This window comes from Rothia sp. HMSC065C03, from assembly GCF_001837295.1.
In the GTDB taxonomy this organism is placed as follows: domain Bacteria; phylum Actinomycetota; class Actinomycetes; order Actinomycetales; family Micrococcaceae; genus Rothia.
Map to the genome: position 1 here is coordinate 37,616 of NZ_KV831978.1, position 21,416 is coordinate 59,031.

A 21,416-nucleotide genomic window follows, 5' to 3' on the forward strand; every position below is an offset into this window, starting at 1 on the left:
AGAGTAGGTCATCGCCGGTTTATTTTTGAACCGAGAACCCCATGTCGAAAGACATGGGGTTCTTTGTATATCCGGGTATGTCAGGGAAATACCGCAGGGTGCACCCCGGGGTATATGCACGGGGAGATTCAGCGCTCTACCTGTAGCATCTGTAGCGCCTCCTCTCTCCCCTTTTCCTCCCCCCCCCAAAAAAACAAACAATAGCCGCCCGTCAGAGTAAAACTCTTGGCGGGCGGCTATCTCTCATAAAGCGCTCTCTTACGCCGCTAGCGGCGCCTCAGAAAGCTATCTTAGATCCCCTGAGAGAAGGAGATACGGGAACGCTTACGCGTTCTTCCAGGGATCCTCCACGGGACGAGCTGCGTTGTAAGCTGCTGCGCCTGCAACGCCCAGCGCAACCAGCAGACCCAGGAATGCCAGGCCCTTACGGGGGCGCTTGCCGCCGTTACGCTCGATACGAGCCAGTTCCTTCTCAGCGGCGCGAACGGTCTTCGCGGTAGCCTTACGAGCCTTCTTCAGGGCCTTCTTGTTGCCGGTCAGCTTCTCAGCGAACATCTCAGCGGTCTTGCCTTCCAGTGCGGACTCAACAGCAGCCAGGGAAGAGACAACAGCCTGAGCCTTAGCAGCCTTGCGTGCCTTGCGCTTCTTGCAGCAGAACATGGGGTGACCTCCATCGGTTGAAATGCGCCAGCGACTAGAAAACGCCGCCGCGCGCGTAGTGTTCACCTCTCAGGATATTCAATTCCCGCCCAAAAAGCCCGCTCGACGGTGCGCCCGGGGCGAAAAAACATGTTAGATGGCGAATGAGCGCCGCCCCGTGCCACAATAGAGCCATGACTAATGCAACTGCTAAGGCAACTATCCACACTAACTACGGTGACATCGTCGTCGAGCTCTTCGGCAACCACGCACCGCTGACTGTTGAGAACTTCATCGGCCTCGCTGACGGCTCCCGTCAGTGGAAGCACCCCCGCACCGGTGAAATCATGAACACCCCCCTGTACAAGGACGTCGTGTTCCACCGCATCATCAAGGACTTCATGATTCAGGGTGGCGACCCCCTGGGCATGGGCGTTGGTGGCCCCGGCTACCAGTTCAAGGACGAGATTCACCCCGAGCTCTCCTTCTCCAAGCCCTACCTGCTGGCAATGGCTAACGCAGGCCCCGGCACCAACGGTTCTCAGTTCTTCATCACCACCGTTGAGACCCCCTGGCTGAACGGCCGCCACACCATCTTCGGTGAGGTCACCGACGAGGCATCCAAGAAGGTTGTTGACGCTATTGAGAGCGTTGAGACCGGCTTCCAGGACCGCCCGGTCAAGGACGTTGTCATCTCCTCGATCGACATCGAAAAGCTCTAATAAACCCCATCGGAAGGCTCATACGAGCATTCTGCTGAAGGTGTTGAGAAAACACGTATAGTTCAGGGGCCCGCCAGGATTCTTCCGGTGGGTCCCTGCGCTTATATGCCCACGCGCGCCATCCCCCGCACACCACCTTCGGATAATCCTGTACACAACCCCTGGAGGTTCAGTGGAGAACTTTCCCAACTACGCAGGCTACGGGCAGACTCCCACCGTCTGCGTCAACCACCCCAACCGCGTTAGCTACGCCCAGTGCAAGCGCTGCAACCGCACCGTCTGCGGCGAATGCCAGGTAGCGCTGGATGTGGGCATGGTCTGCCCCGACTGCTACCGCGACCTCACGGGCGGCAGCTCGAAGGCGCAAGGTTCGAAAGCACAGGGCTCATTCCTGGCGCGCCACTGGCACATTACGTACACGCTCATTCTGATTAACGTCGCGATGTACGGTCTGCAGCAGATCATTCCCAATGAATGGGTGGTTAGGCATGGCAACATCTGGTGGCCCTACGTCCAGCATGGCGAGTACTACCGCATCATCAGCTACGGTTTTCTGCATATGCAGAACGACCCGATGCACCTGGTGTGGAACATGATTAACCTCTTCATCTACGGTGTGTCCCTCGAACGCATGATGGGGCGCTGGAAGTTCCTCCTCGTGTACCTGGGCTCTATCGTCTTCGGCGCCCTCGGCGTGTACGTGCTGGCGTCTGACACCAGCGTGGTGGGTGCCTCCGGTGGTCTATTCGGCCTCATGGGCTCTTTCTTGACCCTGCTAATCATCAGGAAGCAGAAGGACACCGCACGAGTGTTCGTCATGATTACTGCCCCGAACATCATCTATAGCATTCTGACCCCCTCGAATATCTCCCACGCATGCCATGCGGGTGGTTTTGTCGGTGGTGTGCTGTTGACACTGCTGTTTGTCCCGCTTGTGGATAAGCCCGAGCCTCCTCAGCAGCAGAGCCCGCAGCAATGGCAAAACGGCAGGTACTAAGCCTGAAAATACGTGAAAAATCTTCGGAAAATCCGGCACGAAAATCTTTGGAGAGGCAGTGGAGAACTTTCCCAACTATATGAATTACGGGCAGAGTCCAACGGTCTGCGTTAACCACCCCGACCGCGTCAGCTACGCCCAGTGTGGGCGCTGCAACCGCACCGTCTGCGGCGAATGCCAGACGGCACAGGGTGCGGGTGTAGTCTGCCCAGACTGCTATCGCGAGCTTAACGGGGGTAACGTGAGACCGAAGCGTTCCTTCATCGCCCGTCACTGGCATATTACGTACACGCTCATCCTGATTAATGTCGTGGTGTACGGCCTGCAGCTGATCATTCCGTTCCGCTGGGTACACAATCTCGGCATGATGTCTGGTCCCCGTGTCCACCACGGCGAGTACTACCGCCTCATCACGCACGGGTTTGTGCACTCGCAAACTGACCCGATGCACCTGGTGTGGAACATGATTTACCTCTTCATCTTCGGTGTGTCCCTCGAACGCATGATGGGGCGGTGGAAATTCCTCTTTGTATATATGGCGGCTACCGTAGGTGCCGGCTGCAGTGTGTACCTCTTCACCTACTACCGTGGTGCCGTGGGCGCATCAGGCGGTGTGTACGGCCTCTACGGCGCGTTCTTCGTCCTTCTGCTTCTTCGGAAGCAGAAGGATACTGCACGCCTCTTTATTCTGCTCATGGGTATTGACGTTGTGCAGAGCCTCTTCCACCCGAATATTTCTCACGCGGGACACTTTGGCGGTCTTGTCAGTGGCGCACTAGCAACCCTGCTGATTATCCCGTTCGTGAAGAAACCCGAGTCCTCGAATCCGCCGCCGCAGAGCCCGCAGCAGTGGCTCAACGGCAGGTATTAAGCCTGGAAAACCGCGGAAATCCGGTGCAGAGACACGTTATCCACAGCAGTTTTCCACACTGTGTATAACTACATTCGTGTAATTCCACGAGTGTGAGTACATGTTAAAAACCTGTGGATACAGGCTAAAACAACCGAATTACACGGGGTGAATTACACGGGTGTAAGAGTTTTCCCCAGATTTCTCCACAGATGTGGAAAACCTTAAATACCAGGGTGTGTGTAATTACAAAAAATTCCGGTGCTACGCACCAACAAAAAGTGCCCGGAAGGATCAACCTTCCGGGCACTTTCACGTATCGAGCCCCTTACGGGGCAAAGAAGCAGCGGGTGCGAACCTAGTTCGCCTGAGCTTCCGCCTCCTCAACCTCCTCGGGGGTGAGCTCCACGCCGGTGTACAGGCGGAACTGCTCAGCGGCCTGCAGAGCAATCACCTCGCCGCCGTGAATAACTTCCTTACCCGCCGCGCGAGCCGCACGAACCAGCGGAGTCTCAACGGGCATCGCCACCACGTCAAAGACCACCTGTGCCTCAGCAATAGCCTCCTGCGGGTAGGACAGCTCCTCGCTCTCCTCACCGCCAGCCATGCCAATCGGGGTCACGTTCACCAGAATCGGCGCTCGCAGGTTGCCCACCTCCGGCGCCCAGGCGTACTCGTAACGCTCAGCCAGCGCGCGGCCGGTCTCCTCGTTACGGGCAATAATCATGCCCTGCGAGAAGCCCGCATCAAAGAACGCACCAGCCACAGCCGCAGCCATACCGCCCGAACCGCGCAGCAGGAACGGCAGAGACGGATCCACATTATGCGAACGCAGCAGGGAGGCCACCGCAATCACATCCGTGTTGTACGCCTTCAAGAAGCCGTCAGTGTTCACAATCGTGTTCACCGCACCAATAACCGCAGCCGAGTGGTCCATATCGTCCATCAGCGGGATAACAGCTTGCTTGAACGGCATAGACACCGAGCAGCCACGAATACCCAGAGCACGCACGCCGGCGATAGCACCCTCAATATCGGTGGTGGTCATCGCCTTGTACAGGTAATCCAGACCGTGCTTCTCATACAGGTAATTGTGGAACTTAATACCGTGATTTGACGGGCGACCAGACAGAGAAATGCAGACCGTCGTATCGCGGTTCAGTGCCGGGCGAGCCATCTTAAGCCTCGCCGCCAGCGTCGAGAGTGTTCTGGATCAGCTTCTTCACCTTGTTGCGGCTCACCAGGTCAGCGACCACAAAGTGGGTGTCGCCGGTATCCACGGTGGGAACAACCGCGTTGCCGTCGTTGAGGGACTTCACGTGCGCCTCAGCCTGCGGATCCTCCCAAATGTTCACCCAGGTAGCGTGGTCGCCCAGCTCGCCCAGCTTAGAATCCAGAGCCTCGCAGTAGGGGCAGCCGGGGCGCCAATAAATGACGACGCCGCCATCCTTCATGACCTCGCGTGCCTTCTGCTGATCGGACTGCTGACGTTCAAACATAGTTCCTCCATAAACAGGGTGCTCCGCGGTCTCCAGGAGGCGCTAAAACCTGCCTGAGGGCGCAGCTCAATAAGTTGATGTATCAAGCATAGCCTGAGTACGTAGGTGCGGGGGAGAGGCCCTCATCGGGCGAACGCCCGCGCCGCACCCCGGCAACCCGCACAGCACTCCCGCAGAAGCCTTCACCCTGCGCCCCAGAAGCCTTCCCCCGCGCATTAACGGCATACGCCCCACACCAAGGTTGCCGGACCAATGATGCGGGGCGTATACAGTTCGCGAGAAAGCGCGAGCACTTGTGCTGAGTAAGAGTAAAAGAAGAGTGAAAACAGGCTACCAGGCGGTAACCGAAGCTGAGCAATATGCCGAGTGAGTCGGTGAATGAAAGAACCCAGGCGGGGCAGAACGCCCCATTATTCGAGAGAGATGTTGAGTGAAAGCCGTTGAGTGAAAGCCTGTGATGCAAACCCAGGGAAATGGCGCCCTACCCCATGAGGAAGCGAGGCAGGGCGCCAATCCAAAGGAGGCTGTCGCCTTACTTGCCGAACTTCTCGGTCAGCTTGGAGACGTTCTCGGTCACGACCTCTTCAACCTTGGCAACGTGCTCGTCGGTGACGACCTCCTTGCCAGCCTTCTCGTTGATGACTTCCTGAGCCTTGTCGAGGCCCTGCTCAACGGTGCCCTTGATATCGAAGCCCATGGGGGCCTCCTTTCTGCGCTTTCGCGCTCTAAAGCCTCACTTCAAGTGAGGGGTCTGCCCGGACGGGCAGAAAACTGGAGTGTGATGCTTTGGTGGACGAAACCTGCAAGCTGGGTTTGTATGTGACGGTAGAACCCAGTGTAGATGCTATCCATATGCCGGACTATGCGCATCGAAACTTTACAGCTCACGGATTGCGTCCGTCGATAAGTGTACATACCCGCGAAGGCAAGAAAAACCACCCTCAGAAAACGTGGCGCCACTTTTGACCAACGACCAAAAAATTATGGCTTATCAGCGCGTTATTGCAGGGGATAACCGGAGGAAAATTGCAGAAACTCGCAGGAAACTTCCAGCTATGAATATTGTTCAAAACCCCGAAAAAACGCCCCTGTGACACCCCGCCGATTTATGACAGACCTCAGCGCCCAACCCTACAACACCGGAATATCCGTAGGATCAGCGCCCGCAGCCCAATCATGAGACGCCGCAAAACCAGCAACCATCGGCAAAAAACGAGGCGCCGCATAGCCGCGCACAGCATACGCAGTCGCCACCGCATCCGCGGCAGCCTCCAGCTGAGAGGTCGGAATCAGCGCCATCACCGCGCCACCAAAACCGCCACCCACAATACGGGCACCCAACGCGCCCCGATCCAGGCACACCTGCACCGCATCATCAATCTCAGGGCGAGAAACACGCAACTCATCTCGCATCGACACAAAAGACTCCGTGAAAATACGGCCCGCCTCCTCAAACGCCGCAAAGCCCAGCTCATCAGCATGCTGCAGCAAATAGCTCGCACGACCCACCAGAGTCATATCGTGGAACGCATGACGCACCCAACCACGCGGGAACGAACACGGGCGACCCGCGTCCTCCAGAGCATCCAAGGCACGATTCACCGAAGAATCCACCAAGTCAGCACGCCACGCCTTTGCCGCACGCGCATCCATACCCGCACACGACAAATCCTCCGGTAGGGCATCACGCAAAAAACGCAGACCCAAAGCGTCAGCGCACGCCTCAGACGCCGCACGACGAGCCGCAAAACCGCCATCCGTCAGCTCATGCGGAGTGTTCGTATCGATCACCAAAAAACTCAGGCCATGCTGGGCAATATCCACCGCAACCGGCTCAATCGAAAAATCACGGAAATCAATCACCAGAGCCTGCTCCGGATGCGAACGCAACGACGCCGTCTGATCCAGGCCACCCGTATGCGCGCCAGCCACCTTATTCTCAGCCGTAATACACACCTGAGCCAGACGCGCACGCAACGCATCACTATCAGCCGGGGTAGCATCCGCCTGCGGGCACTCCTCACGCACCGGACACGAGAGCTCCAACAACGCCAACGCCGTCGAACACTCCAAAGCCGCCGAAGATGACAAACCGCCACCCACCGGAACACGAGAATTAATCAGCAGGTCAGCACCAAACTCATCGGGCAGCATAATATCCCTGCCACCCTCCTGATTCATCGCCCACGCAACACCCGCCACATAGGTGAACCAGCCCTTCAAATGACCCGGTTGAATATCGCGAATCACGACCGTGCGCTCATCGCCGGGCATCTGCAAAGAAGCCGCGCGCAACACGCCATCACGACGCAACGCACCCGCCACATAGGTGCGGTACGGCAACGGCATCGGCAGGCACGAGCCACCCAAAAAATCAATGTACTCGCCCAAAAGATTCAGACGCCCAGGCGCAGACCACACACCATCCGGCTCGTAACCATACGCAGTAATAAACTCCTCACGCACGCGCGCAATCTCCGCGCTATGGTCCGGAAGAGCCGCCCACTGGGCGGTAGCGGTCATCGACATGGAACACCTCTGATAAAGCCCAACAGGGCACTAAGACATAAACAACACCCCACCCGCACCAGATACACTCCGGGTACAAGCACGTGTCACCTCTAGACTAAAGCAGAAAACCAGCGAACATCGACTCAGCCGCCAAACCGCACCGGTATCAGCGTGCGGCAGGGCAGCCAAAAGCCAACGCACGCAAAAGCCCCGCACCCTACAAGGGGGCACGGGGCAACATACATAACTAATAAACCAACAGAAGGGCCAAGCGATTACGCATCCTGCGTGTAGGGCTCCTGCACCACCATCATCGAATCAATGGCAGAAAGCAGATCCTGGCGGTAACGGTTAAACGCATTCTCAATCAGAGGAACATCGCCGCTCGCCACAGCCTCCTGAGGCGAAATCAGCGGCAGAGTCTGATACTCCTCCACCAGGCTCAACGCAATATGAGTCAACAAACGAGCACGACGCAGCGCCTCCGCATGACCCAAACCAAGAGCCTGGAACTCATGAGCCATAGCCACCACCGGCTTCAACTCACGCGGGTGCAGAGTCAAACTCAAACGCACCACCTCAGGGCACTCACGAATCGGGTAGAGCAGGGAGAACAGAAGATCACCGCGGCGAATCATCGAAGCGCGAATAGCCTCCGGATTCGGCTCAGCCTCCTCAGACATCGACTTCGGGGCACGAGCCAGAATGTAATCCGCCAACAGAATGAGAAGCTGCTGCTTATTCTTCACGTGGTAGTACAGAGCGCCGGGAGCCACGTGAAGCTCCTGAGCGAGTCGGCGCATGGAAAGGTCCGCCAAACCGTAGGTCGCCAAGACCTCGTAGGCGGTATCTAGAATCTTTTCACGGGAAAGTACCACCCTTTCATTTTAGGGTGTTCAACTCTATATCTTGAGCAAGATGCACCCCGCGGCAAACAAAAACCCAACAAATACGCGGCACAAACCCAAAAAGCAATGTTGATTCTCACTCACCCGGAGCGAACGGTTCGCGTTTCATGAGCGCTTTTGCCACCAAAAACGCTTCAGCACACACAGAATAGGTAGCCGCCCACGCTCTCGGCATAAAAACACGTCTTAAACCGCCCAAAACCGCCAAGGCAGGCAAACCTCGCGGGCACACGCCCCGAAATCAGGTGTTTAATATTCGGTATGAGCAATGCATTTTCTGAACTAATCGAGCGCGCCACCGTAGGCGAAGGCCTCAACCGCGAAGAAATCCACACCCTCCTCGTGGACGGTGAAGGACAGGACTTCGCCCTCATCGAGGCAGCCTCCGTCGTGCGCCGCAACGAATTCCGCAACATGATTGCGATCCACACCGAAGATGAAGCGCTCGCCGATGCGCTGGGCACCCGCTCCATCGCCGTGGACTCCTACGAAGTTCTGGACATCTCCCGCGATATCGACTCCGAAGAACTCGCGGCAACCATCGAACGTATTGCAGAGTCCTCCGCAATCGGCGTGACCGTACTGCTACCCGAAAATGCAGTACCCATGATGCTGATGCGCGTGCTGTCCATCCTGCGCCTGGCAGCACCCGCCAAGGTTATTCACCTGTCCGAAGGCTACGAACAGTCTCTGCGCTCGCTGACCTCCCTCGCAATGCACGTGGTCAGCGCTATCACCATTACCGACGACATTGAGCAGTGGCCGATGGTTAACGAGGTGCTCAAGGCACTGCGCCACGGCGGCATCGTTATCTCCGGCACCGGTGGACGTGACGCCCTCGCAGGTTACCTGCGTTACCTCTCCGACCTGGGTGTGGACCTCATGGGTCACCGCGATGCACGCGGCTCTGCCTGTGGCTCGGTTGACGGTGGCGGCTGTGGCTGTGGCTCGGGTGGCTGCGGTAGCCACGATGAGTCGGCACCTTCCGCCGGTGGTTGTGGCTGTGGCTCGGGTGGATGCGGTTCCTCCGCTGAAGCTCCGGCTGAGTCTCACGGCCACTCCCACGGTGGCGGCGGTTGCTGCGGCGGCCACGACGAACCTAAGGAAGAAAAGGGAGGCTGCTGCGGCGGCCACGACGAGCCCGAACCGGTCGTGGAGGAGGAAGCTCCCGCTGGCGGTTGCGGCTGCGGTGCTGGTGGATGCGGCTCTAAGTAATCCGCTAGAGGTAACTACCCCAAGCAATATATTCCAAATATAGAATTTTCCCCTGAATAACCTGCTGAAAAGCAAGGATATTCAGGGGAAAACGCTATATTCCACACAAGGCATTAGGCTTAGAGGTAAACAGCACCAGAATAAACGCCGCAGAACCCCCATATCCCGAAAGTGGTATGCGCCGCTCCGGTAGAGTAGAAAGACGTAGCCGACTAACCCTAGCCGCGCGAAAGGAACAACACCGGACCAATGCTTTACCTCTCCGTTATTGTCATCATCCTGATTGCGACCGTGTTCATGGTCAGCGTCGGTGACCGACTCAACCTCCCCTGGCCGGTCATGATGACCCTGCTCGGCACCGCCGCGCTCTTCATCCCCAACCGACCGGACATCACTATCGACAGCGACATCATCCTGCCGATCTTCCTTCCGCCGCTACTGTGGGCCATCGGCGTTAAATTCTCCTGGGGCACCCTGCGCCGCCGCTGGAGATCCGTACTGCTCTACTCGGTCCTTCTCACCACCGTCTCCGCCCTGGCAATTGCCGGCGCAGCCATGTGGTGGGTCCCCGGCATGACCATCGCCGTCGCCCTTGCCGTTGGTGCCGCCGTCTCCCCGCCCGACCCCGTCGCCGTGGAAGCAGTCGCTGAGCCCGTCGGCATCCCCCGCCGCCTCATCGGTACTCTGCAGACCGAAGGTAGCTTCAACGACGCTATCGCAATCGTTCTCTTCCACGCCGCAATCCACTCCATGACCAGAGGCCACCACATCGAGCCGCTCTCGGTCGCCAAAGACTTCGTGCTCGGTTCGATCCTCGCGGTCATTATTGGTTACATCTTCGGCTGGCTCGGCGGCTACGTTCGCCAGCGTGCCCACGACGTGGTCACCAGCAACGCCGTGACCCTCGTGATCCCCTTTGGCGCCTACCTCGCTGCTGAAAGCGTGCACGCCTCCGGCGTTATTGCCGTGGTCATCGGCGCTATCCAGTTCACCAGCACCAAATACATGGCGGCACTCGAAGCGGAAGAACGCCTCTCCTCCACCTCCTTCTGGCAGATTATTGAGCTGCTCATGACCGGTGTCGCCTTCGGCCTCATCGGCCTGCAGGCAAGTAGTATCATCGCCACCGCCGACCCCTCCCGTATCGCAAGCCTCTTCGCTGACGGTGCCCTGGTCGCACTGGTCGCCATCCTGGTGCGCCTCATCTGGTTCACCATCGTCTGGCTGGCAGGACGCAAGAACCCCATCCACGAGGGCGCCCCCGAAAGCTTTGCTGAAGTTATCGTTATGACCTGGTCCGGCATGCGAGGCCTCGTGACCCTGATTCTTGCCCTGTCCATCCCCGTGGTCAACGGCACCGAACAGGTACGCCAGGACGCCATCGTCATGATGCTCTCCGTACTCTTCTTCACCCTCGTGCTGCCCGGCCTGACCCTGCCCCTGCTCGTGAAGGTCCTTGGCGTGCAGGCTAACCATGAAGAAGAAACCGCCGTACCCGAGCTGCTCAAGATTGCGCAGGTCGCAGCCCTCGAGGCGCTGCAGGCTGAAGCGAAGGCAACCACCGACCCGGAAACCTACGCTCGCGTGAAGGAAATGTGCTCCGCCATTACCCGCCGAGACGAAATCAGCGAGGCACTGCCCGAAGAATACAAGCAGCACATGGAGAAGCTTAAGGACAAGAGGAACGACTTCGTGCGCCTGCGCGATGCCGCCCTCGTCGCCGCGCAGAACGAGGTTATTTCTGCTCAGGACCGCTACGACTCCCACGACGTGACCCGCGTGGTGCGTAAGCTGGACATCCTGGCGCAGGCAGAAAGCATCCGCTCCTCCGGCATGTTCATTCTTCCTGCCATGACCGCCGGCGCGGTCGCCATGGAACGCTACAACCTCTGGAAGAAGCACCAGAGCACCCTGAGCACCAGCGCAATCCCCGTGGTCGAGAACGCGCCCGCCTCGCCCCTGGTCACCAACGAGGTAACCCCCAAGTCCTAGCCGGTACGCCCGTGCGCGAACACTACGTTTCTGCCCCTGCCTACGCCACCGAGATAAGCCATCTGGTCTTTAGCTCACAGGCGATAGACAGGGGCAGAAGCAGATTAAGCCTCAACTATCACCTAAAATGAGACAGGAAACGTAGTGAACGTACGTTAGCTCTCTCAAACTCACGAACACATTGAAAGTAGACATGGACTTCAAGACTCTCTCGCCTGCGTACCTGACCTCCCTCGGCGTAATTTTTTGCGGCGCGCTCTTGATTGGAACCTCCAACCCCTGGCTCCTGTGGCTCGGCTGGATCCTTCTCATCCTTGCGTTGGGCCTGAACGTCCTCGCCTTTGTGCTGTCCGTGGGTAAGGCGAAGGGTGACCCGACCCCCGCACTGGTGACCAACCTGGACGGTTTCGAATCCTCCGTGGAGAACCGTATCCGCGAGCGCGCAGAGCACCGCCGCGAAGAACGAGAAGCCGCTGAGCATGAGGCAGTTGAGCACGATGCTGCGGCGCAGGTTGATCAGGAAGTAGCTCCCGCTGAGGCAGCTGAGACCGTTGAGGCGACCGCGCCCGCTGAAACTGCAGAGGTCCGCGAGGAAGAGCCCACCGAATCTCAGCCGATTGTTGATCGTGCCCCCGGCCGTATGAGCGTTCTGCCCTCGCGTCCCCGTTCGGGTCGTACCCCCAAGCCCCGCTCCAACGCACGCTAGGTAGGTCGGTAGTGAATACGAAGTTTTTGCTTTCCCCGGCGTACCTGGTTTCTGTTGCCCTGATGCTTTCCGGCGCGGTGCTTTCCGGTGGTCGGTTCATGCTGATCGGCTGGATTCTGTGCATTGTGGGTGTCTGCCTGAACGCCATGACCCTGGTGGTGCTGACGAATCGCGAGCAGCTGTACACCATGGAGGCGAAGGCTGCCCGAGGCACCCGCCGCGGCTTTGATGACCGCCCCGCTGTGGTGCAGCGATTGGACGAGGCTCCGGCTACTGACAGCGCAGACGAAGGATCTGCGGAGTCCGTCGAGGAAGCCGCAGAAGAGCCTGCTGAAGCACCCGCACAGAAGACCAACTAGGGTGTAACCCCTAAGACGTAAAAGACCCCCGCAGAGGGTATCTGACGTAAATAAAAGACCGTAACCGCCCCCCGTACAGGGGAGTGGTTACGGTCTTTTGGGTGCCTGAACACTCACCTCGACTAACGCTCGTCGAATACTTTTTGGGAGGGGCGAGCGAGCGCAGCGGGGTCTTTAGCGCTGAGTGCCCAGCTTCTGTGCCGCGAAATCCGCGTACTCTTGCACGTGCGCGCGAGCCTGCTTGGTCAGCGCCTTATTCTCATCCAGGATGCGCGTCGACTGCGCCGCCATCAGCTCCAGGTACTGGCGGTTGCGGGTCTTTTTCCATGCGGTGCGTGCCGCCTCCAGCTCCGCAAAATCGTTGAGCGCCTGACGCTGCATCGTGTAGCGAACCCACATGAGCACCAGAATCAGCACCAGCGGGATGAGACACGCCCAGCTCTGCCACAGCCCGTACAGCGCCGCCGCAATGGCGCCCAAAATAATCAGCACCGGGGAAATCGAGACGATGGGGGAGTCCGGGCGGTTCTTCTGGTTCTTCACGAGTGATTCACGCGCCATAGCGCGGAAGGTGTCAGAGAAGCTGGACGGGTCGTAAGACTGGGCAGGCTCCGGTTGCTGGCTCTTCTGGGACTGGCTCTTGGGAAACTGATCCTTGCCGGGCTGGTTCTTACGGGGCTGAGAAGCGGAAGGGCACATAGAAACCTCACGGGGGTACACGGGGAGTAACGGGAAAGCGGGTGTTTCACGTGAAACGGGGGAGTAGGCGGCGAGTACGCGGAAGCGGCTGGCAGACGGGCGCTCGCCGCACCTAAACGCCACCTCGGCAGCTTCTACAGGGAAGCCTCAATAAACTCGTACGCCTTATCCACACAATCGGTGGTGACAGCCTTAACCTCATCGGGGGAGTAGCAGAACGACGCCGAACGGTCAGCGTAGCGGTGCATGTCGATATCGTTCCACGAATCTCCAATCGTGTGCACCTCATAGGAGCTACCCGGATGCTCCGACTGCAGGTACTCCACCAGATGCTGCAGACCGGTGCCCTTTGTGCAGGCGGGCGGCACAATATCCAGGAAATCCTGGTTCTTGTGGCAGTCCACCGAATCACCAAAACGCTCCAGAATCCAGATGTACGCCGCCTCGCGAACCTGAGCATCCGGAATCCACAGGGGCACACCCACGTACTCGTGGTTCTGCAGGTCGTCAGCCGGCAGGGGAGTGAACTCCGGCAGGATATTCGTCGAGGAGCCCACCCGGTCGCAGAGGCTGTAATCGTTATCCAGAGTCGTCGCGAACAGAGCCACGCCGTCCACGGTGCTGAAATGCTCGTAGCACGCCTGCACAACACTCACCGGAAGAGGCTGATGGTAAATCACCCGGTACTGCCGGTCAGTAATCACCGCACCCGTGTACAGCACGTGGTAGTCAAAGCGGATGGCGGTCGGGTTCAACGCCAGTTGCGTGGCAAAAATGCTCTTGCCCGTGCACGAGACCGCCAGGTTACCCTCCGCCTGCCAGCGGGCAATCGCCTGCTCAGTGGCAGGCTCCACGGCACGGTTAAACAGGATCGTGCCGTCAAGATCGAAAGCCATCAATTTGGTCATAGAAACTCCTTCGCGGGAGGGCTGCATTGCCGCGAATTGTGCGCCGCAACCGATAGAAAACGCCCATGAAAAACGGGGGTGCCGCCGGTACTTTTAAGTGTACCGACCGCACCCCCACCACTTGAGATATAGCCCCTGAATCTCACGCCTTCACTGAAGGGTGAAAGGGCTCATCCCTCATATTTTTAGAGAGCCAGGAAGCCCAGGTACGAACCGAGGATACCCACGGCAAACAGAGCGAAAATCAACCAGATGGCGTTAATCTTCTTCTTCAGAAGCCACATGCACAGGAAGCACAGACCCAGCGAGGCCAGGCCCGGCAGCAGATCGTTCAGCACGGACTGGACGGTCACATTTACCGTCTCGCCCGCCTGGTTTGTGTAGCTAGTCAGTGGCAACGGAATGTTCACGCTCGTCCAGCGGTACACCAGAGCACCCATCACGAACAGGCCCATCACGGAGGCGCCCTGAGTAATCTTCTGCAGGGTGTTGCCGCCCGCCTCGGTCACAATCTGGGTGCCCTTCTCGTAGCCGTACTTGAAGCCGTACCAGCGGGTTGCCCAACGAATTGCGGTCATGCCGAAGAAGAACAGCAGCGGGCCCAGAATATTGCCGGTCACCGCCAGGGATGCGCCCAGAGCCGCCAGCACGATACGTGCGGTACCCCAGAAAATCGGGTCGCCCACGCCGGCCAGTGGGCCCATCAGGCCCACCTTAACGTTGGTGATGGCGGCTTCGTCAATGTCCTTACCGGCTGCCTTCTCACGCTCCATCGCAGCGGTCACGCCCATAATCGAGGATGCAACCCACGGCTGGGTGTTGAAGAACTCCAGGTGGCGGGTCAGCGCCTCCGCCTGGTCTTCTTTCTTGGTGTAGAAGCGCTTAATGGCCGGAATCATGGAAACCGCGAAACCGATGGACTGCATGCGTTCGAAGTTGAACGAACCGAGCAGGAAGGTGGAGCGGATGTAGGTGTCGACCTTATCGCGCTGGGTGAGCTCGGGAACTTCAACGAGCTCGACGTTCTTGTTTTCAGTCATGGTGATGCTCCTTATTCGAGCTCGTTGTCGAGGTCATTGGCGGCGGCCGGTGCTACGGCGGGTGCCTCACTCTTATGGAAGAGCGGGTTCAGCTGCGTGTACAGCAGGCCCAGGCAGGCGCCGACCAGGCCGATAGCAACCAGGTTGAACTGTGCCGGGGTGGACAGTGCCACGAGGACGTCCTTTGAGCTTCCGCCGGGTAGCGGCACAATCGACTGGGTTGCCGGGATAGCGGCGGCGGCGATGAAGCCGAGGAAGAAGAAGGGCATGAGGGCCTTCGAACGCATCATGTTGATGACCATTGCGAAACCGACCACGGTAATCATGCCACCGGCAATACGCAGACCGATGGTCACCTGTTCCGGAATCATGCCCAGCAGGCGGGTCAGCTCGTCGGAGCTAATCAGCGCCACAATAGCGGTCGGGATAGCCACGCGCAGACCCTGCAGAGCCATACCGCTAATGTGCATCAACTCAATACCGCGGAAGTTAGCCGTCTTTGCGAAATTATCCGCCTGATGCTGGAAGAACACCGTAATGGTACGAACGAAAATGGTCAGAACCTGACCTGCCGCAGCCAGCGGCACAGCAATAGCAATACCGGTGGTGATGTCCTGGTGACCCTGAATCACAACAACAGCGGAGATGGTGGAAGCCAGAGCCGAGTCGGGAGCCATAGCCGCACCGACGTTCATCCAGCCCAGTGCGATGAGCTCCAGTGCGCCACCGAGCATAATGCCGGTAGTCGGGTCACCCAGCGCAAAACCCATCAGGGTACAAGCGACCAGGGGGCGGTGGAACTGACGCTCGTCCACCACGGATGCGACGCCCGCAATGAACGCCACGAGAACAACGAGAATAAACGTCAGGGCGCTCATGCGTCCAGGCCTTTCTGCTTGAGGATCTTTTCCAAATCAACCGGGGAGTGGTTGGGCAGCTGCTGCACCGTCAGCTTCACACCGCGCTTAATGAGTTCGCGGTAGGCTTCCAGGTGCTCCTCGGAGGCGTACACTGCGTCCGAGAGCTGAACCATGCCGGTCTTGAAGGTGACGCCACCAACGTTCACTTCGTTGATCTTGACGCCTTCGTCGAGCAGTCGCACCACGTCAACGGGGGATTCTACGACGAACATGGTCTTCATGCCGGTGTACTTGGGGTTGTTGTACACGCGGCCAGCCTTAGCGATGTCCAGGACGTTGGTCTTCACGCTGGTCGGCGCGACCTGCAGCAGCAGGGACTTGCGCAGCTGATCGTGTGCCGCATTATCGGATGCCGCGATGAAGGTCTGCGGTGCGATATGCGGAACCCAGGTGCCTGCCACCTGACCGTGAATCAGACGGGAGTCGATGCGGGTGAAGATAGCGTCCATGGTGCCGCCGGGAACCTGCTGAGCAGCCGGAACCTCGACCGCCTTGGTCTCTGCGGGCTTCGCCTCGGCGGGCTTGGCGGCTACGGGCTGGTTCGCCTCCTGGAAGGAGCGAATACCCTTAGTGCCAGCCTTGTGCGCCTTAGCGACCAGGGACTTGAGGGTTGCGTTCTTACGGCCTGCGCCGGAGATGACCTCAATAAGCATCGGTACGTTGACACCGGAGACGACGTCGACGCCCTCGCGGGTGGCTGCGAACTGCGCACCGGCGTTGTAGGGGCTACCGCCGAAGAGGTCGACCAGCAGCAGGGTTTCTTCTGCTTCAGATGCCTCAACGATGCGGGTGTACTCTTCGACGAGATCTTCGGGGCCCTGACCCGGCAGGAACGTGACCGGGTGGACGTTTTCGAAGTTACCGAGGATCATGCCGGCGGTCTTCAGCAGAGCCGGAGCCGACTCGCCGTGTGCCGCCACAATGATAGTGACCATAGTGGTCCTCTCGTGTTCGTGACATGGTGTGTAGTGGCCCCGTGAAGGGCCTCATAATTCTCAGATAGTAACACGTTGTTTTTGTGTTTTGTGGGTTTTTTCTGGCTTTGCACACTTTAGGTTCTTGTGACACTTTTTCGCGTGTTGGAATATGGGTTTTTGATGTCAAAACACGTATTTATTGCCAGGGCGTAAAAAATTTAAACAGAACACCGAAAAAAGGTTGTCGACACGGGGAGAAATGCGTTATTTTTGTGAAATTTCAGGAATGACGGCATCTTGCAAGCGGACTGACGAGGTGCTTGTTATGGGATATTTTGGACTGTGATAGTGCAAGAAAATGATTTACAAAGAAAATATCGAACAAAAAATGGGTACGTGAGTCAAAATATGTGGGATTTATAAAAAACCCACATTTTCCTGCGGTCTGTCCACAGAATGGTATTTCTGGAATACGCCGCTATAAACCGTCATTTCAAAATTTAAATCGACGCGCTAACGCGCGAAGGAAAACCCGGGAAAACGACATTTTAGTGACAGATTGTATATATAAATAGCAACCCACCTTTAATGGCCACGTTCCGCCCGGCAGCACCCCTCTAGAATCCTCACTCCCAGGTTTTTCACTCCCAGATTCCCCCACCCGAACCCCTCGCCGGGATTCCGTGGGTATAGATTCCGCAACATAGACTCTGGGGGGGGGGGAGAATAGAAAAAGCGACCGAGAACCCTCCCGGTCGCTTTCTATCGAACATGCGCTACGCGTTAATGCCCCACATATCCCGCGCCAGACGCGCAATATGAATCGTCAAATACGTCAACTCATCACGAGTCAGGCTCTGCTTCAGCTGCATCTGCAGTACCAACAAAACCTTCTGCGCACACGCGTAGGCACGCGGTGCATCCTCACGAAGAGCCGCCAACAAACTCGGCTGCGACACCTCATCTGCATCCTCCGCGCGATTCGCGGAGGCGCGGCTCGCCCGCACAAACAGGTACCGCAGGTGCGTCACAAAACGTGCCGCACTCATCGAATCCGGGTCGATCTTCCGCTCGTAGCTTGCCTCAATAATTTCAAAAACCTGCGCGAAAACCTCGGTCATGCGGAATGCCTGAGACATATCCGCCGTCGCAAATTGCGCGTTGACCAGGTGCAACGCCAGGGGGATAGCCTCGTTCGGGTCCAGTTCAACCTGCAGGCGCTCGCGAACCATTTCCAAAACCGTGCGGCCGTACTCCACCTCGCGCGGGTAGAGGACAGTCACCTCCGGGGCGAGCGGATACTGCACCCGCACCCCGTCACGCGCACGAACCACCGCATAGTGCAGGTGATCAGCCAGCGGAAGAATAAACGAGTTCGACAGCTCCAATGCACCCTCGGCGCGCACCTTCGACTCCAAAAGTGTGGCAATCGACAGAATCTCCGCCGGAATCTCAGACAGAGTCATGCTCAAGCGCTCACCCGACATGCCCTGCTCCGGCACAAACGTCTGCTCCACCGCAGACGGGTCAATCAGCTGACCCTTACGCTTACCAAAAGCAATGCCGCGACCAATCATCACGGACTCCTTGCCGTAATGATCCACCGTGAGGACAACATTATTGTTATAAATACGGCTAATGCGCATGTGTCCTCCTCTGCGGGTGTCGGGGCGCCTGTGTCGGGGTGGCACACTGAAACGATAAACGGTGATTGAGTATCACCTAAGCTACTACAAATTTTACCGAAAGATTGAACCCGTATTGAAGGGTTAACGCGCATGGTTGGGATAATGGGCGGCACGAAACTGTGCCCCAGCTGTGACGCGGGCAAGCATTCCATAAGTTTGCGGCTGAAAACCGGCTCCCGCCTCACCGCGAACCCTAAATCGCGATACTCTTAATCACATGAGCAGCAAAGCAACCGAAATCGCAAAGAACCTTCCCACCCTCGAGCACCCGGATGGCAGCCCCATCCGCGCCCTCGTTGTTGACGATGAGGAGATGCTCAAGGAACTCGTCAGCATGGGTCTGAAAATGATCGGCTGGGATGTGCAGTCCGCAGGGGACGGCCCCTCCGCGCTCGCAATTGCCCGCGATTGGCGCCCCGACGTGCTCGTGCTGGACATTATGATGCCCGGCTTTGACGGCCTGGAGCTACTCTCCCGTATCCGCAAGTTCTACCCCGAGGTTCCCTGCCTCTTTCTGACCGCTAAGGATTCGGTCGATAACCGTATCGAAGGTCTTGCCGCCGGTGCGGACGACTACGTGACTAAGCCCTTCTCCATGGAAGAGGTCATGATCCGTTTGCACCGCCTGGTGCAGCGCTCCGGTGTTGCCGCCATTGATGATGCTGAGCTGGTCGTTGGCGACCTGGTGCTGAACCAGGACACCCGCGAGGTGACCCGCGGTGGCGAGCAGATTAATCTCACCGCAACCCAGTTCGACCTGCTGCGCTACCTCATGGAGAACGCGAAGCGTGTGGTCTCCAAGAGTCAGATTCTTGATAATGTCTGGAACTACGATTTCGGTGGTCAGGCAAATATTGTGGAGCTGTACATCTCCTATCTGCGTAAGAAGATTGACGTGGGTCGCGAACCGATGATTCACACCGTGCGCGGTGCCGGTTACGTGCTGCGTCCCGCTGTCTAAGTTTATTCTCTGCTCTTCATATGGCGCGGTATAACACCCGGTTATACCGCGCCATATCAGTTATATTCCGTATTTCGAATATGGAAAGAAAGGATGCTCGTGGGCTCCTACTCACCCGGTGAACCCGCCTCCCCGGATAATGAAGCAACCCGCCCCCTGCGCGCGGGTACCCCCGCACGAGACGGTGCCGCGCCCTCCCCGGGGAACTTCTTCGTGCGCCTACGCGCCGCCTGGAAGAGCATGAGGAACCCCGAGGCATCCCCCGAAGAACTCGGGTACGTACCCCACCTTCGCTCGCGCCTTATCGCCATCCTCGTGGCAGCCCTCGGCATCGCCTGCCTCATTATTGGCCTGTCCACCTATGTGACTCTGCAGAACTCCCTCTATCAGCAGGCGCAAAGCGACCTCAAAGAAACCAGCCACCGCGTAGTGCAGCCGACCTCCCGAAACGGCAAGCGAGAAGAAGTGGACTGCAGTGACCTGCAGAAGAGCAGCTCTCTCTTTGCGCCCGGTCAGGCATCCGGAACCATCATTACCTGTGTTGAGTCCGAAGGTGCCGTGGAAATTGCCAGCAAGCTCGCCAAGGACGGCACCGTACAAACCCTCTCCGCCAACGACCAGGTAACCCTCGGAACCATGGCGCTGAACGCCACCAAAGAAGAAGTCCGAGAGGTCAAACTGGAATCCGGCCTGTACCTCATCAAAATCACCCCGAAAGCTAATAGCAGCGCCGACGCCCAGGTGGTTGGTATTCCGCTCGCCAACGTACAGCAGACCCTCACCATCTTCGTGATTGTGGTAGCCCTTGGTTCTATTGCTGTGATGGTCGGCGCCGGCGTGGCGGGTTCCTACATTATTCGGGGCACCATGAAGCCTCTGGAGCGAGTCTCCGCGGTGGCAACCGATGTGGCGCACCTGGACCTGGAAGAGCACACCATCTCCTCGGCGGTGCGAGTGGGTCCGCGAGATTCCGACCCGCGCACCGAAGTGGGTGCCGTAGGCTACGCCCTCAATCAGCTGCTCGATAACGTGAACTCTGCTCTGGAGGTGCGCGAACGCACCGAACATCAGATTCGCGCCTTTATTGCGGACGCCTCCCACGAACTGCGCACGCCCCTTGCCGCCATTAAGGGGTACTCCGATATGCTCCGCTGGACCGAGCCGCTCAGCGAATCCGGCCAGTCCTCCCTGGCGCGTATCGATTCGCAGACCGAGCGTATGTCCCGCCTCGTTGAGGATCTGCTGACCCTTGCTCGCCTGGACGAGGGTCGCGAGCCCAAGCTGGAGCAGGTTGACCTGACCGAGCTGGTGCTTGAATGCACCTCCGACATGCAGGCGGCAGCGCGCACCCACGAATGGCACCTGAACCTGCCCGACGAGCCGGTTGAGGTTGTTGCCGATCGCTCCCAGATTCAGCGCGTGATTCTGAACTTGCTCTCGAATGCTCGCAAGCACACCGATGAGGGTACGCGCGTGACCGCGGGCCTGTCGGTGGATGCTGCACGCCGTGAAGCTGTGGTGACCGTGGCCGATAATGGTCCGGGTATTGCCCCGGACTTCTTGCCGAAGATTTTTGACCGCTTCACCCGTGCCGATAAGGCGCGTTCCGGTTCGGATGGAACGACTGGTCTGGGTCTGGCGATTGTGCAGGCGATTGTGCAGGCGCACGGCGGTTCGATTCAGGTGCAGAGTCAGCCTGGGCATACGGTCTTTACGGTGCGTCTGCCTTTGGAGGCGGCGCGCGCCTAGTGCGCTTGATTTGTGGTTCGCTGAGCGACTCGCCTGGCGGGTAGTTTGGGTGAGTATTCGAGGGGGTGGGGTGGGGTGTGCACTCTGCTCCCCCGCGGTGCTTTTGAGGGTTTATAGCGCCTTGACGTGCTAAAAC

The 21,416-nt window shown here is 58.3% G+C and carries 21 protein-coding genes; 9 read left to right on the forward strand and 12 right to left on the reverse strand.

The window, feature by feature from the left end:
• Positions 1–324: 324 nt before the first annotated feature.
• A complete protein-coding gene (locus HMPREF2605_RS00365) occupies positions 325–660 on the reverse strand; it encodes a hypothetical protein (RefSeq protein ID WP_049345994.1) in 336 nt (111 codons plus the stop codon).
• Positions 661–833: 173 nt separating this feature from the next.
• Here HMPREF2605_RS00365 and HMPREF2605_RS00370 point away from each other — a divergent pair, with 173 nt between their 5' ends.
• From HMPREF2605_RS00370 to HMPREF2605_RS00380, 3 genes are all read left to right on the forward strand, one after another.
• The gene (locus HMPREF2605_RS00370) at positions 834–1,361 is read left to right on the forward strand and encodes a peptidylprolyl isomerase (protein WP_049352247.1); all 528 of its coding nucleotides are present in this window, start codon (positions 834–836) and stop codon (positions 1,359–1,361) included.
• Between the two features lie 172 nt (positions 1,362–1,533).
• Positions 1,534–2,358, forward strand: coding sequence for a rhomboid family intramembrane serine protease (locus tag HMPREF2605_RS00375; protein ID WP_049338659.1), 825 nt, complete (start codon positions 1,534–1,536; stop codon positions 2,356–2,358).
• Between the two features lie 241 nt (positions 2,359–2,599).
• Positions 2,600–3,229, forward strand: coding sequence for a rhomboid family intramembrane serine protease (locus HMPREF2605_RS00380; protein WP_246828140.1), 630 nt, complete (start codon positions 2,600–2,602; stop codon positions 3,227–3,229).
• Positions 3,230–3,566: 337 nt separating this feature from the next.
• On the opposite strand, the gene HMPREF2605_RS00385 is transcribed toward HMPREF2605_RS00380, so the two are convergent.
• From HMPREF2605_RS00385 to HMPREF2605_RS00405, 5 genes are all read right to left on the reverse strand, one after another.
• On the reverse strand, positions 3,567–4,385 hold the full coding sequence (locus tag HMPREF2605_RS00385) for a shikimate 5-dehydrogenase (RefSeq protein ID WP_005504124.1): 819 nt from the start codon (positions 4,383–4,385) through the stop codon (positions 3,567–3,569).
• A 1-nt stretch (position 4,386) separates the two neighbouring features.
• On the reverse strand, positions 4,387–4,707 hold the full coding sequence (locus tag HMPREF2605_RS00390) for a glutaredoxin domain-containing protein (RefSeq protein WP_005504125.1): 321 nt from the start codon (positions 4,705–4,707) through the stop codon (positions 4,387–4,389).
• Positions 4,708–5,239: 532 nt separating this feature from the next.
• A complete protein-coding gene (locus HMPREF2605_RS00395) occupies positions 5,240–5,404 on the reverse strand; it encodes a hypothetical protein (protein WP_005504128.1) in 165 nt (54 codons plus the stop codon).
• Positions 5,405–5,838: 434 nt separating this feature from the next.
• Entirely contained in the window at positions 5,839–7,236 is a 1,398-nt protein-coding gene (locus HMPREF2605_RS00400) for a galactokinase (protein WP_070846630.1), read from the reverse strand.
• 257 nt (positions 7,237–7,493) lie between these two features.
• Positions 7,494–8,096, reverse strand: coding sequence for a TetR/AcrR family transcriptional regulator (locus HMPREF2605_RS00405; RefSeq protein WP_049350255.1), 603 nt, complete (start codon positions 8,094–8,096; stop codon positions 7,494–7,496).
• A gap of 291 nt (positions 8,097–8,387) precedes the next feature.
• Between HMPREF2605_RS00405 and HMPREF2605_RS00410 the strand changes: the two genes are divergently transcribed.
• From HMPREF2605_RS00410 to HMPREF2605_RS00425, 4 genes are all read left to right on the forward strand, one after another.
• On the forward strand, positions 8,388–9,341 hold the full coding sequence (locus tag HMPREF2605_RS00410) for a biotin synthase (protein ID WP_070846631.1): 954 nt from the start codon (positions 8,388–8,390) through the stop codon (positions 9,339–9,341).
• Between the two features lie 249 nt (positions 9,342–9,590).
• A complete protein-coding gene (locus tag HMPREF2605_RS00415; RefSeq protein ID WP_070846632.1) occupies positions 9,591–11,333 on the forward strand; it encodes a cation:proton antiporter in 1,743 nt (580 codons plus the stop codon).
• A 193-nt stretch (positions 11,334–11,526) separates the two neighbouring features.
• Positions 11,527–12,039 carry a hypothetical protein gene (locus tag HMPREF2605_RS00420; RefSeq protein ID WP_049352259.1) on the forward strand — a complete coding sequence of 171 codons (513 nt, stop codon included), beginning with the start codon at positions 11,527–11,529 and terminating at the stop codon, positions 12,037–12,039.
• Positions 12,040–12,050: 11 nt separating this feature from the next.
• Entirely contained in the window at positions 12,051–12,398 is a 348-nt protein-coding gene (locus HMPREF2605_RS00425; RefSeq protein WP_049338642.1) for a hypothetical protein, read from the forward strand.
• Positions 12,399–12,572: 174 nt separating this feature from the next.
• Here the strand turns inward: HMPREF2605_RS00425 and HMPREF2605_RS00430 are convergent, their stop codons facing one another.
• The 6 genes from HMPREF2605_RS00430 to HMPREF2605_RS00455 all read right to left on the reverse strand — a co-directional run bounded on the left by HMPREF2605_RS00430 (position 12,573) and on the right by HMPREF2605_RS00455 (position 18,528).
• The gene (locus HMPREF2605_RS00430; RefSeq protein WP_210401028.1) at positions 12,573–13,097 is read right to left on the reverse strand and encodes a hypothetical protein; all 525 of its coding nucleotides are present in this window, start codon (positions 13,095–13,097) and stop codon (positions 12,573–12,575) included.
• Between the two features lie 134 nt (positions 13,098–13,231).
• Positions 13,232–14,005, reverse strand: coding sequence for an HAD family hydrolase (locus tag HMPREF2605_RS00435; protein ID WP_070846633.1), 774 nt, complete (start codon positions 14,003–14,005; stop codon positions 13,232–13,234).
• A gap of 185 nt (positions 14,006–14,190) precedes the next feature.
• Positions 14,191–15,045: a PTS system mannose/fructose/sorbose family transporter subunit IID gene (locus tag HMPREF2605_RS00440; RefSeq protein ID WP_070846634.1), complete on the reverse strand. Its 855-nt coding sequence runs from the start codon at positions 15,043–15,045 to the stop codon at positions 14,191–14,193.
• Between the two features lie 11 nt (positions 15,046–15,056).
• Positions 15,057–15,923 carry a PTS mannose/fructose/sorbose transporter subunit IIC gene (locus HMPREF2605_RS00445; protein WP_012902657.1) on the reverse strand — a complete coding sequence of 289 codons (867 nt, stop codon included), beginning with the start codon at positions 15,921–15,923 and terminating at the stop codon, positions 15,057–15,059.
• Positions 15,920–16,900, reverse strand: a complete 981-nt coding sequence (locus tag HMPREF2605_RS00450) for a mannose/fructose/sorbose PTS transporter subunit IIA (RefSeq protein ID WP_070737403.1) — start codon at positions 16,898–16,900, stop codon at positions 15,920–15,922. The genes HMPREF2605_RS00445 and HMPREF2605_RS00450 overlap by 4 nt, the downstream gene beginning before the upstream one ends.
• A gap of 758 nt (positions 16,901–17,658) precedes the next feature.
• Positions 17,659–18,528, reverse strand: a complete 870-nt coding sequence (locus HMPREF2605_RS00455; protein WP_049345980.1) for a PRD domain-containing protein — start codon at positions 18,526–18,528, stop codon at positions 17,659–17,661.
• 259 nt (positions 18,529–18,787) lie between these two features.
• Between HMPREF2605_RS00455 and HMPREF2605_RS00460 the strand changes: the two genes are divergently transcribed.
• The gene (locus HMPREF2605_RS00460; protein WP_049354120.1) at positions 18,788–19,531 is read left to right on the forward strand and encodes a response regulator transcription factor; all 744 of its coding nucleotides are present in this window, start codon (positions 18,788–18,790) and stop codon (positions 19,529–19,531) included.
• Positions 19,532–19,624: 93 nt separating this feature from the next.
• Positions 19,625–21,280, forward strand: a complete 1,656-nt coding sequence (locus tag HMPREF2605_RS00465; RefSeq protein ID WP_246826887.1) for a sensor histidine kinase — start codon at positions 19,625–19,627, stop codon at positions 21,278–21,280.
• The last annotated feature ends 136 nt before the right edge of the window (positions 21,281–21,416 follow it).

Bases quoted from the DNA above. Each gene is read 5' to 3' on its own strand.
- HMPREF2605_RS00395 (WP_005504128.1), bottom strand. From the start codon at position 5,404: ATGGGCTTCGATATCAAGGGCACCGTTGAGCAGGGCCTCGACAAGGCT.
- HMPREF2605_RS00420 (WP_049352259.1), top strand. From the start codon at position 11,527: ATGGACTTCAAGACTCTCTCGCCTGCGTACCTGACCTCCCTCGGCGTA.
- HMPREF2605_RS00430 (WP_210401028.1), bottom strand. From the start codon at position 13,097: ATGTGCCCTTCCGCTTCTCAGCCCCGTAAGAACCAGCCCGGCAAGGAT.
- HMPREF2605_RS00390 (WP_005504125.1), bottom strand. From the start codon at position 4,707: ATGTTTGAACGTCAGCAGTCCGATCAGCAGAAGGCACGCGAGGTCATG.
- HMPREF2605_RS00445 (WP_012902657.1), bottom strand. From the start codon at position 15,923: ATGAGCGCCCTGACGTTTATTCTCGTTGTTCTCGTGGCGTTCATTGCG.
- HMPREF2605_RS00410 (WP_070846631.1), top strand. From the start codon at position 8,388: ATGAGCAATGCATTTTCTGAACTAATCGAGCGCGCCACCGTAGGCGAA.
- HMPREF2605_RS00460 (WP_049354120.1), top strand. From the start codon at position 18,788: ATGAGCAGCAAAGCAACCGAAATCGCAAAGAACCTTCCCACCCTCGAG.
- HMPREF2605_RS00440 (WP_070846634.1), bottom strand. From the start codon at position 15,045: ATGACTGAAAACAAGAACGTCGAGCTCGTTGAAGTTCCCGAGCTCACC.
- HMPREF2605_RS00385 (WP_005504124.1), bottom strand. From the start codon at position 4,385: ATGGCTCGCCCGGCACTGAACCGCGATACGACGGTCTGCATTTCTCTG.
- HMPREF2605_RS00370 (WP_049352247.1), top strand. From the start codon at position 834: ATGACTAATGCAACTGCTAAGGCAACTATCCACACTAACTACGGTGAC.
- HMPREF2605_RS00435 (WP_070846633.1), bottom strand. From the start codon at position 14,005: ATGACCAAATTGATGGCTTTCGATCTTGACGGCACGATCCTGTTTAAC.
- HMPREF2605_RS00415 (WP_070846632.1), top strand. From the start codon at position 9,591: ATGCTTTACCTCTCCGTTATTGTCATCATCCTGATTGCGACCGTGTTC.
- HMPREF2605_RS00455 (WP_049345980.1), bottom strand. From the start codon at position 18,528: ATGCGCATTAGCCGTATTTATAACAATAATGTTGTCCTCACGGTGGAT.
- HMPREF2605_RS00450 (WP_070737403.1), bottom strand. From the start codon at position 16,900: ATGGTCACTATCATTGTGGCGGCACACGGCGAGTCGGCTCCGGCTCTG.
- HMPREF2605_RS00465 (WP_246826887.1), top strand. From the start codon at position 19,625: ATGCTCGTGGGCTCCTACTCACCCGGTGAACCCGCCTCCCCGGATAAT.
- HMPREF2605_RS00365 (WP_049345994.1), bottom strand. From the start codon at position 660: ATGTTCTGCTGCAAGAAGCGCAAGGCACGCAAGGCTGCTAAGGCTCAG.
- HMPREF2605_RS00400 (WP_070846630.1), bottom strand. From the start codon at position 7,236: ATGTCGATGACCGCTACCGCCCAGTGGGCGGCTCTTCCGGACCATAGC.